Origin of the sequence: Kluyvera ascorbata (assembly GCF_023195735.1) — a bacterium.
Taxonomy (GTDB): domain Bacteria; phylum Pseudomonadota; class Gammaproteobacteria; order Enterobacterales; family Enterobacteriaceae; genus Kluyvera; species Kluyvera ascorbata.
Map to the genome: position 1 here is coordinate 1,126,224 of NZ_CP096201.1, position 13,287 is coordinate 1,139,510.

Here is a 13,287-nt window from a genome sequence, read left to right on the forward strand (position 1 = left end):
AGAGAGTGACTTTTACGCCAAATCTTGCCCGTTGCTGGCAATCACCTTCTTATACCACCAGAACGACTTCTTACGCGTGCGAGCCAGCGTGCCGTTGCCCGCATCATCGCGGTCAACGTAGACAAATCCGTAGCGCTTGCTCATCTCGCCGGTCGACGCTGCCACGAGATCGATACAGCCCCAGGTGGTGTAGCCGATAACCGGAATCCCGTCTTCAATGGCTTCACCCATCGCCCGAATATGCTCGCGCAGATAGCTGATGCGGTAATCATCATCAATCTGCCCGTCCGCGTTGACCACGTCTTTCGCGCCGAGGCCGTTTTCCACCAGAAACAACGGCTTCTGATAACGGTCGTACATCATGTTCATGGTGATGCGCAGGCCGAGCGGGTCGATGCCCCAACCCCATTCGCTGGCCTTGATGTACGGATTTTTCAGCGACTTCACAATGTTTGCCGCATTGGTGTTGTTGGCGTTCATCTCCGCCGATGCGCAGCGCGAGGCGTAGTAGCTGAACGAGACAAAGTCGACGGTGTGCTTGAGGATTTCATCGTCGCCCGCTTCTTTAGCGATCGTCACGCCTTTCTCGCGGAACACCCGCGCCGAGTAGGCCGGATAGCTGCCGCGTGCCTGTACGTCGATAAAGAACAGGTTCTCGCGGTCTTTCTCCAGCGCCGCCCACACGTCTTCTGGCTTGCAGGAGTAAGGATAGAAGTTACCGCCCGCCAACATGCAGCCGACCTGGTTCTGCGGGTTCACCTCATGGGCGATTTTCGTTGCCAGCGCGCTGGCGACCAGTTCGTGGTGCGCGGCCTGGTACTTCACCTGATCCTGGTTTTCGCCGTCTTCAAACACCAGCCCTGCGCCGGAGAACGGGCTGTGCAGCATGATGTTGATTTCGTTGAAGGTCAGCCAGTATTTCACCAGTCCGTCGAACGCCTCAAAGCAGGTGCGGGCGTAACGGGCAAAGAAATCGACCATTTTACGGTTGCGCCATGAACCGTATTCGGTGACCAGATGCATCGGTACGTCGAAGTGGCACAGCGTCACCAGCGGCTCAATGCCGTACTTCTGGCACTCGCGGAACAGGTCGCGGTAGAAGGCGATGCCCGCTTCGTTTGGCGTCAGTTCGTCACCGTTCGGGTAGAGACGGCTCCAGGCAATCGAGGTGCGGAAAACGGTAAAACCCATCTCCGCCATCAGCGCAATATCTTCTTTGTAGCGATGATAAAAATCGATCGCCTGATGGCTCGGATAGAACTCATCGTCGCGCAGCGTAAAGCGCTTCTCTTGCCCCAGCTTCACCGGCAGGCGGTTCGCGCCGTGCGGAATCATATCCACGGTGGTCAGCCCTTTGCCGCCCTCAAGATAAGCCCCTTCGGCCTGGTTGGCGGCAATGGCGCCGCCCCAGAGAAACCCTTGCGGAAATGTCGACATGCGTTACCTCGCTAAAAATTTATGAAATTCGTGCCGTCACAGTAGCGGCAGGCGTAGCGGCCTGACGTTTACGTGCCTCAACGGCAGCCTCTTCGACGGGAATATCTTCAAAACCAAGAATCAGCGTCAGCACAAAGGAGAGCACCACCGCCAGCGCCATGACCCCAAACACCCAAACGATAGTCATTGGGTTAGCCGGGTCGAAGAACTGCACGCTGGTGAATAGCCCGGGCGCGGCCATGGAGTGGCTGGCAAGCCCGACAGCACCGGCAATACCGCCGCAGATAAAGCCACTTATCAGGCTGGCAATCAGCGGGCGTTTCAGGCGGATGGCGACGCCGTACAGCGCCGGTTCGGAAATCCCGGCCAGGATCGCGGAAGCGGCAGCCGCCAGTGCGGTCTGGCGCAGCTCCGGGTTTTTGGTTTTCCACGCCACCGCCAGTGACGAACCGCCGAGCGACAGGTTGGCACCGATTTCCGACGGCATCACCATGCCTTCTTTGCCGGTTTCGGCGATGGTCTGAATGATGGTTGGCGTAAAGACGCGGTGCATCCCGGTCATCACCAGCAGAGGCCACAGCGCGCCCATAATGGCGACCGACAGCCAACCTAGATAGCCGTGAATGGTGTACACCAGCGCGGAGATAGCGCTACCGATCCAGATACCAATCGGGCCGATCAGCAGGATAGCCAGCGGTGCGGCAATCAGCACGATAAGCATCGGCTTAAGGAAGTTTTTGGTCACCGCCGGGGTGATTTTGTCGACCCAGCGTTCAATGTAGGAGAGGCACCAGGTCATCACCAGCGCCGGGATAACCGTGTAGGTGTACTTGACCGCCGTCACCGGAATATAGGCAAATTCGACGTGCTCGCCCTGGGCGGCTTTCGCCATCAGCTCAATAAAGCTCGGGTGCACCAGTACCCCGGCGATAGCAATCGCCAGCGACATATTGGTTTTGAATTTCACCGCCGCGGAGGCAGCCACCATCAGCGGCAGGAAGAAGAACGCGCCGTCGCCGATCACCGTCAGAATGGTGAGCGTCGGCGCGCCTTTTGGCAGCACGCCGGTCATCTCGAGGATCATCGCCAGCAGCTTGACCATCGATCCACCGATAATTGCTGGGATCAACGGCGACATGGTGCCGATCAGCGCGTCGAGGATCCCGGCGCCAATGCGGCGTAAAGTGAGCTTCGGTTTTCCGACCGGGGCGGCAGGCTGCAGGTTGCTCGGCAGCAGGTTCACCACCTCGCGATAGGCCTGAGAGACGGTGTTGCCGATAATCACCTGGCACTGGTTGTCGTTACGCACCACGCCCAGCACGCCGCTGATGCCCTTGAGGCTGGCGCTGTCGACCTGCGTTTCGTCTTTCAGTACGAAGCGCAGACGGGTCATGCAGTGCGTGACGGCGGAGATGTTCTCCACGCCGCCGAGTGCGCCCACCACGGATTGCGCCAGAGCCGCATAGTTTTTAGACATCGGAAAATCCTGTTTTATCAGTAGGGTACTTATCGCTTATCGCCCGATGTAGTCGGGGTGATGAAACGTTGTATAGGAAACCGGTTCCACATAATATTCATGTGTTAATTTTGTTACATCAAGATCTAATTTTTGTTTTTGGTTAATTCGTGAAATCGATCACAGGAATGTCCGTTGAGCAAAAAGCGCACGCATCGGCGGGTGCTGTAAATAACGAAACGGTGCAGTACACTGCTGGCAAATGATTTCTCAAGGGTATGAATATGACGACAATGCTGGAGGTAGCGCGACGGGCGGGCGTGTCGAAAGCCACCGTATCCCGGGTGCTATCGGGCAACGGTTATGTCAGTCAGGAGACGAAGGACCGGGTGTTTCTGGCCGTCGAAGAGAGCGGCTATCGGCCCAATCTGCTGGCGCGTAATCTGGCGACCAAAAAGACGCAGACCCTGGGGCTGGTGGTCACCAACACGCTTTATCACGGTGTCTATTTCAGCGAGCTGCTGTTCCATGCGGCGAGTATGACGGAAGACCAGGGGCGACGCCTGATTCTGGCGGACGGTAAGCACAGCGCCCAGGAAGAACGTGAGGCGATTCAGTATCTGCTCGACCTGCGCTGCGACGGCATTATTATTTATCCCCGTTTTCTGAGCGTCGACGATATTGACGACATTATTCAGCAACAGCAGCAGCCGATATTAGTCATCAACCGTCGATTGCGGCGAAATAGCAGCCACTGCGTTTACTGCGATCAAAAATCCGCCAGCCAGAACGCGGTGGAGCGATTAATCAGCCTCGGCCATCGCGATATTGCATTTATTACCGGTTCGCTCGATTCGCCGACCGGCATTGAGCGTCTTTCTGGCTATAAAGATGCGCTAACGAAGCACGGTATTGCGGTACGCAACGAACTGATTGTTGAAGGAAAGTGGACGCCCGCAACCGGTGCCGCCGGGGTGGATACGCTGCGCGAGCGGCAGGTCAGCTTTAGCGCGCTGGTCGCCAGTAATGACGATATGGCGGTGGGGGCGATTAAGCGCCTGCACGTCCACGGAATAAACGTGCCGCAGCAGGTTTCGGTGCTGGGTTTTGATGACATAACCCTCGCGCCTTATATGGTTCCCGCGCTCTCCAGCGTGCGTATTCCGGTCACGGAAATGATCAAAGAGACCATTCATCGCCTTATTTTCATGCTCGACGGCGGGGACTTTAAATATCAGCAAACCTTCCCGGGTGAACTGATTGAGCGTGAGTCCATCGTTCCGGGGCCGCACGCTTAGCGTCGTCAGCTGTCATCGTCATAAGTGACGATGACAGCTTATCCTTCATCACCAGCCAAAAAATCCCCTTTAAAAACAGACAACTAAAAGTTGGCTCGAATAATGCATTCTCCCGCGAATTCACTGTCATTGCTGGAGAAGTTGATGAACCGTTTCATCATTGCTGATGCGAGTAAATGTATTGGCTGCCGGACATGCGAAGTCGCATGCGTGGTGTCCCACCAGGAAGATCAGAACTGCGCCGCGCTGACGCCGCAATCTTTCCTGCCCCGTATTCACGTTATTAAAGGCGTGAATGTATCTACCGCTACCGCCTGCCGTCAGTGCGAAGACGCCCCGTGCGCCAACGTCTGCCCGAACGGCGCTATCAGCCGCGACAAAGGTTTTATTCACGTGATGCAGGAACGCTGCATTGGTTGCAAAACCTGCGTGGTGGCCTGCCCTTACGGCGCGATGGAAGTGGTAGTGCGTCCGGTCGTTCGCGACAGCGGCGCGGGCCTTAAAGTGCGTGCGGAAAAAGCGGAAGCCAACAAGTGTGACCTCTGCTACCACCGCGAAGCTGGCCCAGCCTGTATGGAAGCCTGCCCGACTCATGCGCTGTTTTGCGTGGACCGCAGCAAGCTTGAACAGCTGAGCGCGGAAAAACGTCGTCGCGCTGCGCTCGATAGCGCCACGTCTATCTCTCTTTAATCATCCTTATTTCTCTTTTAACAGGTCTGTTACTGATGAAAAAAATCACGAGTGTGTGCCCTTACTGTGGCGCTGGTTGCAAACTGAAGCTGGTTGTCGACAACGGTAAAATTATTCGCGCCGAGGCCGCCGAAGGGAAAACCAACCAGAATGAGCTGTGCCTGAAGGGCTATTACGGCTGGGACTTCCTTAACGATACCAAGCTGCTGACCCCCCGATTAACGCAGCCGATGATCCGCTATGAAAAAGGCGGCAAGTTCACCCCCGTGAGCTGGGATGAGGCGATTCGCTATACCGCGAAGCGTCTTGGCGATATCAAAGCCAAATTCGGGCCGCGCGCCATTATGACCACCGGGTCATCGCGCGGCACCGGCAATGAAACTAACTACGTGATGCAGAAATTCGCCCGCGGCGTGCTGCACACCAATAATGTCGACTGCTGTGCGCGCGTCTGTCATGGCCCATCGGTGGCCGGGCTTCAGGATGTGCTGGGCAACGGCGCGATGAGCAACAGCATCGGCGATATCGAAAACTCCCGCTGCCTGCTGGTCTTTGGCTACAACTGCGCGGACTCGCACCCGATAGTGGCGCGTCGCGTGATTAAAGCGAAAGACAAAGGGGCCAAAATTATCGTCTGCGATCCGCGTCGTATTGAAACCGCGCGCATCGCCGACCAGCATCTGCAAATGCGCAACGGCAGCAATATGGCGCTGGTGAACGCTTTCGCCCACGTGCTGCTGGAAGAAGACCTGTACGACCACGAATACGTTTCTCGCTACACCACCGGGCTTGATGAACTGCGTGAAGTGGTCAAAGACTACGCGCCGGAAGCGGTGGAATCCCTGACCGGCATTCCGGCCATGCAGGTTCGCCAGGCGATGCGTACCTACGCGGCCGCGCCGTCGGCGACCATTATGTGGGGCATGGGCGTGACCCAGTTCGGCCAGGCCGTTGACGTGGTGAAAGGGCTGGCAAGCCTGGCGCTGCTGACCGGTAACCTCGGACGTGAAGCCGTTGGCGTTGGCCCGGTGCGTGGGCAGAACAACGTGCAGGGCGCGTGTGATATGGGCGTGCTGCCAAACCAGTTCCCTGGGTATCAGGACGTGGTCGATGCCGCCGTGCGCGAGAAGTTCGCCAGGGTCTGGGGCATCGACGCCAGCCTGATGGACGACAAAGTTGGCGTACGCATTACTGAAGTACCGCATCTGGCCATCGAAGGGAAGGTGAAAGCCTACTACATCATGGGCGAAGACCCGCTGCAAACCGAGGCGGATTTAGGCCTGGTGCGCCAGGGATTTGAAGCGCTCGACTTTGTGGTGGTGCAGGACATCTTTATGACCAAGACCGCCGAACAGGCGGACGTGCTGCTGCCCGCCACCTCATGGGGCGAACACGGCGGCGTCTTCACCTGCGCCGACCGCGGCTTCCAGCGCTTCGAAAAAGCCATCGAACCGACCTATAACGTGAAGCGTGACTGGGAAATTATCAGCCTGCTGGCAAGCGAAATGGGCTACCCGATGCATTACGACGACAACCAGCAAATCTGGGACGAAATGCGCGAGCTGTGCCCGCTGTTCTACGGCGTAACCTACGAAAAAATGGGCGAGATGGGGCACGTGCAGTGGCCATGCCCGACGCTCGATCATCCGGGGACGCCGTATCTGTACGAAGGTAATCAGTTCGCCACGCCTGACGGTAAAGGCCACCTGTTCGCGGCTCCGTGGCGTGCGCCAGCAGAAACGCCGGACGACGACTTCCCGCTGGTGCTCTGCACCGTACGCGAGGTCGGGCACTACTCTTGTCGCTCGATGACCGGCAACTGTGCGGCGCTGCAATCGCTCGCCGATGAACCCGGCTTTGTGCAGATGAACCCGCAGGATGCCAGCCTGCTTGGCGTGCATGATAAGCAGCTGGTGTGGGTCTCCTCGCGTCGCGGCAAGGTGATTAGCCGCGCCAGCGTCAGCGAACGCATCAACCATGGCAGCGTTTATATGACCTACCAATGGTGGATTGGTGCCTGCAACGAACTGACTCAGGACAACCTCGACCCTATCTCGAAAACGCCGGAAACCAAGTACTGCGCGGTGAAAATCGAGGCGATAGAGGATCAGAACTGGGCCGAAATCTACGCGCAGGACAGCTATCAGTCGATGAAAACGCGCCTGAACGCGGCGCTCAACGGGTAATCAAATGAACGCAAACGGCGTGCAGATCCGCATCTGCGGAAAAGTACAGGGGGTGGGCTTCCGCCCCTTCGTCTGGCAACTGGCACAGCAGCGCGGCTGCCTTGGCGATGTCTGTAACGACAGCGCTGGCGTCCTGCTACGCCTGTTCGGTGACGAAGCGGATTTTATCGCCGCGCTGTACCAGTACTGCCCGCCGCTTGCGCGTATTGATAGTACCCACGTCGAGCCATTCGAGTGGCCGACGCTGCCGACCGATTTTACTATTCGCCAGAGCGGTGCCGGGGCGATGAGCACCCAGATTGTCCCGGATGCGGCAACCTGTCCGGCCTGTCTGGCGGAAATGAACGACCCGCAGGAGCGGCGCTACCGCTATCCGTTTATCAACTGCACCCACTGCGGGCCGCGCTTTACCATTATTCACGCTATGCCCTATGACCGTCCGCTGACGGTGATGGCGGCGTTTCCGCTCTGCCCGTCGTGCGAGGCGGAGTACCGAAACCCTTACGACCGTCGTTTCCACGCCCAGCCGGTGGCCTGCGCCGAGTGCGGGCCGTGGCTAATGTGGCACAGCGGTGAGCAACGCGCGGAAAAAGAAGCGGCGCTTGCTGCCGCTATCGCCATGATTGAAGCCGGTGGCATTGTGGCGGTGAAGGGAATTGGCGGCTTCCATCTGGCCTGCGATGCGGGAAATGCCGCGGCGGTGGCGACGCTTCGGGCTCGCAAACATCGCCCGGCAAAACCGCTGGCGGTGATGATAGCTAACGCTGACGCGCTGTCGATTGACGCGCGCTCGCTGCTCAATACCCCCGCCGCACCGATTGTGCTGGTGGATAAACATCTGGTCTCTGGGATCTGCCAGGAGATTGCGCCGGACCTCGCGGAAGTAGGCGTGATGCTGCCCGCCAACCCGCTACAGCATCTGCTGATACAGGCGCTGGCGCGCCCGTTGGTGATGACCTCCGGCAACCTGAGCGGTAAACCTCCGGCGTTGACTAACGACAGCGCGCTGGCGGATTTGGCCGATATTGCCGACGGTTTCCTGTTACACAACCGCGATATCGTGCAGCGCATGGATGATTCGGTGGTGTGCCAGAGCGGCGAAATGCTGCGCCGTTCGCGCGGCTATGTGCCGGATGCGCTGACTCTGCCGCCGGGCTTTCGCGACGTACCGCCGATGCTCTGTCTTGGCGCGGACATGAAAAATACCTTCTGTCTGGTACGCGGCGACCGGGCGGTACTCAGCCAGCACTTTGGCGACCTGACCGACGATGGCGTGGAAGCCCAGTGGCGACAGGCGCTGGCGCTGATGCAGTCCATTTATGACTTTACGCCGCAGGCGGTGGTGGCGGATTACCATGCGGCTTATCGTTCTTCTCAGTGGGCGACGGAGCTTGCGCTGCCGCAGCATCAGGTACTGCATCACCATGCCCACATTGCCGCCTGCCTTGCTGAACACGACTGGCCGCTCGACGGTGGTGACGTGATTGCGATGGCGCTCGACGGTATTGGCATGGGCGAGCACGGCGCGCTGTGGGGCGGTGAGTGTCTGCGCGTGAGCTACCGCGAGTGCGAACATCTCGGCGGCCTGCCCGCCGTGGCGCTGCCGGGTGGTGATCTGGCGGCGCGTCAGCCGTGGCGCAACCTGCTGGCGCACTGTCTGGCGTTCGTTCCAGATTGGCAAATGTTCGGTGAGACGCAAGCGGTGCGGCAACAGAACTGGCCGCTGCTGGCGCAGGCGATCCAGCGTGGGCTCAATAGCCCGCTGGCGTCTTCTTGCGGCCGTCTGTTTGACGCGGTGGCCTGTGCGGTGGGCTGCACGCCGCTCGCGCTGAGCTATGAAGGCGAGGCGGCCTGTCGGCTGGAAGCGCTGGGGACAGGCTGCGCGGGCATTGTTCATCCGGTGACCATGCCGGTTGTTGATAGCCAGTTGGATCTCGCCACCTTCTGGCCGGCGTGGCTTGGCTGGCAGGCGACCCCGGCGCAAAAAGCGTGGGCGTTTCACGACGCGCTGGCGCAGGGCATCGCCACCTTAATGCGTCAGCACGCAGAACGTTTGTCGCTGTCGACGCTGGCTTTCGGCGGCGGCGTGCTGCATAACGCGCTGCTGTGCAGCCGTCTTACGCATTATTTACACGATTTCACTTTGCTCTTTCCGAAGCGTTTACCCGCGGGGGATGGGGCAATTTCATACGGGCAGTCTGTGATTGCTGCAGCTCGCCATCTGGTTTAAGGAGTTACTCATGTTGTGGAATGTTCTTCGTCAACAGCCGCGCGCAACGCTGCTGGTTCTGGTTCTTGTGTTGGCGAATTTACTGGCCTGGGGTTGGGCATGGCAGGCATTTGGTCATAACGGCGCGCTGATGGCCGCCAGTCTGCTGGCGTGGGGCTACGGCCTGCGTCACGCGGTGGACGCCGACCATATTGCGGCGATTGATAACGTCACCCGTAAAATGATGCAGCAGGGCAAGCGCCCGTTCGGCGTCGGTGCCTGGTTCTCACTCGGTCACTCCTCCATCGTGGTGCTGGCGTCAGTGGCGATTGCCGCCACGGCGACCGCGTTCCAGCACAAAATGAGCTGGTTCCACGACACCGGTAGCATCATCGGCACGACCGTGTCGGCGGTGTTCCTGCTGGCAATGGCGCTGGTGAACCTGATTATTCTGCGCGGCGTGTGGCGCAGCTTCCAGGCGCTGAAAAAGGGTGAGTCGGTCTCAGCCGAGCTGCCGGTTGCGGGCGGTATGATGAGCGCGCTGTTCAGCCGTACTTTCCGCCTGATTGGCAAAAGCTGGCATATGTACCTGGTGGGTTTCCTGTTTGGTCTGGGCTTTGATACCGCTACCGAAATTGGCGTGCTGGGCATCTCTGCCGCCAGCGCCTCGAGCGGGATGTCGATGTGGTCGATTATGGTCTTCCCGGCGCTGTTTGCGAGCGGCATGGCGTTGGTTGATACGCTGGATAACATTCTAATGGTGGGCGCGTACGGCTGGGCCTTCAATAAGCCGCAGCGTAAGCTTTACTACAACATGACCATTACCGGCGCATCCGTGGTGGTCGCGCTGTTTATCGGTGGGCTGGAAGCGCTGGGGCTGATTATCGATAAGTTCGACCTGACCGGCGGCATCTGGAGCGGTGTGTCGATGCTGAGCGATAACCTTGGTAACGCGGGCTTTGTGGTGATTGGTCTGTTCGCGCTGTGCTGGTTGGTGTCGATGGTGAACTACCGCTGGCGCAACTATGACGCACTGGTGGTGCGTTAAGGGAATTCAGCTACCCGCTTCGCGGGTAGCTGAAAGTTCGGTGACGTGTTATTCAAATTTCACCGGATTGTCGCGATAGGCTTTGAGCTTCTCACGCATCCAGCGGCTGCTATTACGGTTAACCGCGCTGACGACGCCCGTCGTGGCTCCGCCACCAACCTGTACGTGGAAAATACCGCGTGACGGGAAGTCGTGGTATTTCGCCGTCGAGAGATCCCAGGATTGGCGGCTAAATAGATCGCGAGGGTTGCGGCCCATCATACCAACGTGTACGTCGAGAAATTCAATGTCCAGCAGCTTGGTATTGATAGCATCTACGGCGCTGCCAATTTCAGGATGACCCATCAGATAGCTACCGCCGGTGCCCCAGAACTGTTCCTCCAGTTCGCCAACTTCCTCGCTGACGCTTGCCAGGCGGCTAGCCGGAACCTGCCATGGCATGACCGGCTGGCGCAGATGGCGGCTGAGCGAAGCGCAGAAATCAAACGTCCGATCCCACTCATAAGGCGAATAACAGTAACCGTTTTTATAGGCGCGAGCGGTGAAGTCATCGGCCTCGTAGCGATCGGCAGCCATAAAATCGGCTCCTTTGGCAACGGCGGATGCGCCATTGGCGAGCGTATATTCGATATCGTCAAACACGCCGACCATCAGCGCATATTCTGCCGAGAGTTTACCCGCGAGTTCAGGGGTAATGGTCATGCGCTTTTTCGTGCCGTCTTCAGGATCGAAAACATCATCGTAGGTAAAGTCCTGGTACACCCACTGTGAGCCGCCAACGCTCCACAGGTTGATTTGCCAGCCGAGAACGACGTCCGGCGCAACCACGCGTACCAGCCAGTTAACCGCCTTAATGTAGCCTTTCAGCGTGTCGGAAATGCCCGCCGGGATGGTGATATCAACACCGTGGTGCGCCATAGCTTCCGCCAGCGGCTTGCGAACCGTCACCGGATAATCTGCGGCGAAACCGTATTTTTGGCATTCGCCAAGGTAATCCGGGTTAACGATAAAGCCAGCCGGTACCGGGTGCTCGTCATCCTTCATTGCCTGAGCCATTTGCAGCGCCTGAATGAAGTTCGCGAAGCTAAACTGGTGACGGACAGGATCGTTAATAATATTGGTCACATCGCCCAATGACAGGTTGCAGGTATAGGACACCATGACGGGCAGCACGTGTTCTTGCGTGCTGCCCGTAACGTTACGCGCCATTTCGATGATTTTTGGCGTAGGCTCTTTTGCTGGATCCAGGTAGGCGGATGCATCTCCCATACCATCGTCGCCGGAATATTTAAAGAGAGACGACACGCGCGCTTCGGCAAGGTCCGCCACATTACTCGGCGACATATCGGCACAGCCGCCAAAGCTCAGAAAGTCCGGGAACCCTTTAACATGCAGATTCGCACCTTCTGTTACCGCGACCGTTAAGGTCAACGCTGCGTCATTATCAACCCGCAGCTGCTGCGAGGCGGTATCAACGTAATAAATGACGCCATTCTGAATCACGGTAGGGCTTTCTACACGGTAGTTCCCCGGCGCGATGCTGGCGATGGCGTTGTGATTGCCCGGCTGCATCGGCAGATTGCCGAAATGATATTGGCGCGGAGTATCATTTTCGTCGATGAGGCGAATATAAAATGCGGCATCCACGGTTTTTTCCGCGTTAATGGCGATATTAAGCGCGGCGGAGTGCGCCGCGGTATCACTCTGCGAGTGAATCTGAGCGTCGCCAAAAACAATATTCTCGTGCTGATTATTCAGCGGCCCTTGCACGACATCAACGCAGTAGTGGGCGTTGTTCAATCTGATATCGTCAATGCGCAGGGTGAACTGACCGCTAATCGGCAATTGCTGCAGGCGGACTGACTGCCCGACGCGCAGTGCGATGCGTTGCGCTTCAATCCCGTTCTCCTCGTAAACCAGCTGTAAAGTTTCATTGTACAGCGCGTGCGATGTGGATAAATCGAGCTTCACATCGAGGGTGGTACTGCGTTGTGCGGGCCCAAAGGTGACGTTCAGCGCGGTGCGCTGGCCTTTGCCGATGGTCACCTGAGAGGACCCCAAGGCTACCTCGGCCCGTACGGTTCCATCAGCGGTGCACAGCTGCGCGGCGCTGACGGTGTAGGTACCGGCGACAATACTCAATGTATTATTTCCCGCCACCAGCGCGCACGTTTCGCGTTGTTCACCGCGGGTCAGCACCAGTTCCAGCGGCGTCTGCTCCAGCCCGGCCGGGAAGGCGGCACAGGTGACGACAAGCTCGCCTGCGACCTGAGTTTCTTCATCTGCGGCGAGCGTGAAGGAATCCTGGAACGTCTGCCAGGCCGGCACCGTATCGGATGCCACATTCACGCCCATATGGATCGTGGAAATAGCGTTACCAATTGCAGAACCATCGGCAGCGGAAATTGTTAATTTGATATCAAATATACCGCTGGAAATTTCGCTGGTCTCGACATCTGTTTTTAATTCACACCATGGGTTGGTGGAAATAGTTATATCGCCGGCAGTTACCTTCCCCGGCGCGCTGAATGTCAGCACCATTTTTTCTTTGATATCGATAACTTCAGCGGTCGTCGATTTTAAATTGTTGATATCAACTGTCGGATACCAGGTATCGCTGCTGAAGGTGAGTTCAAATCCTAATTGCATGAGTTATCTCCGTTAATTTCTTTTTCATGTGGTATTTTTATGACACGCAGGGGCGTCTACCGCTTATTGGCGTTATTTACCCTGTGGGCTTTTACTTATAAACGACAGTTAATGAGAAAACAGCTATGTAAAAGAGATGGTGATAGTTAATGATTGAATGTTATCTGCGGCAGATTTATTAATGTCGCGAGGGGGTTGTGATGATGTAGAAATAGATTTTAATGATGTTAAGTTAGTCGGGGATAATAATAAAAAAGCCCCGGGCAGCGGGGCAAGTAACAATGAGACTTTCGCGCGTCCTTGCGCATGCGGTT

General features: G+C 57.5%; 8 protein-coding genes. 5 read left to right on the forward strand and 3 right to left on the reverse strand.

Annotated elements, in window-relative coordinates:
- Nucleotides 1-12: 12 nt before the first annotated feature.
- Both MY052_RS05405 and ascF read right to left on the reverse strand, forming a co-directional pair.
- Entirely contained in the window at nucleotides 13-1,437 is a 1,425-nt protein-coding gene (locus MY052_RS05405; protein WP_248538330.1) for a 6-phospho-beta-glucosidase, read from the reverse strand.
- 19 nt (nucleotides 1,438-1,456) lie between these two features.
- Entirely contained in the window at nucleotides 1,457-2,914 is a 1,458-nt protein-coding gene (gene ascF, locus MY052_RS05410) for a PTS cellobiose/arbutin/salicin transporter subunit IIBC (RefSeq protein WP_248538331.1), read from the reverse strand.
- Between the two features lie 263 nt (nucleotides 2,915-3,177).
- Between ascF and MY052_RS05415 the strand changes: the two genes are divergently transcribed.
- From MY052_RS05415 to MY052_RS05435, 5 genes are all read left to right on the forward strand, one after another.
- Nucleotides 3,178-4,191, forward strand: coding sequence for a LacI family DNA-binding transcriptional regulator (locus MY052_RS05415; protein ID WP_035892556.1), 1,014 nt, complete (start codon nucleotides 3,178-3,180; stop codon nucleotides 4,189-4,191).
- A 144-nt stretch (nucleotides 4,192-4,335) separates the two neighbouring features.
- A complete protein-coding gene (gene hydN, locus MY052_RS05420) occupies nucleotides 4,336-4,881 on the forward strand; it encodes an electron transport protein HydN (protein ID WP_035892555.1) in 546 nt (181 codons plus the stop codon).
- Nucleotides 4,882-4,916: 35 nt separating this feature from the next.
- Nucleotides 4,917-7,067 (forward strand): formate dehydrogenase subunit alpha, encoded by a 2,151-nt coding sequence (gene fdhF / locus MY052_RS05425; protein WP_248538332.1) that lies wholly within the window; start codon nucleotides 4,917-4,919, stop codon nucleotides 7,065-7,067.
- 4 nt (nucleotides 7,068-7,071) lie between these two features.
- Entirely contained in the window at nucleotides 7,072-9,297 is a 2,226-nt protein-coding gene (gene hypF, locus MY052_RS05430; protein ID WP_248538333.1) for a carbamoyltransferase HypF, read from the forward strand.
- Nucleotides 9,298-9,307: 10 nt separating this feature from the next.
- A complete protein-coding gene (locus MY052_RS05435) occupies nucleotides 9,308-10,324 on the forward strand; it encodes a HoxN/HupN/NixA family nickel/cobalt transporter (RefSeq protein ID WP_035892551.1) in 1,017 nt (338 codons plus the stop codon).
- A gap of 48 nt (nucleotides 10,325-10,372) precedes the next feature.
- Here the strand turns inward: MY052_RS05435 and MY052_RS05440 are convergent, their stop codons facing one another.
- Entirely contained in the window at nucleotides 10,373-12,973 is a 2,601-nt protein-coding gene (locus MY052_RS05440; RefSeq protein ID WP_248538334.1) for a hypothetical protein, read from the reverse strand.
- Between the last annotated feature and the right edge of the window lie 314 nt (nucleotides 12,974-13,287).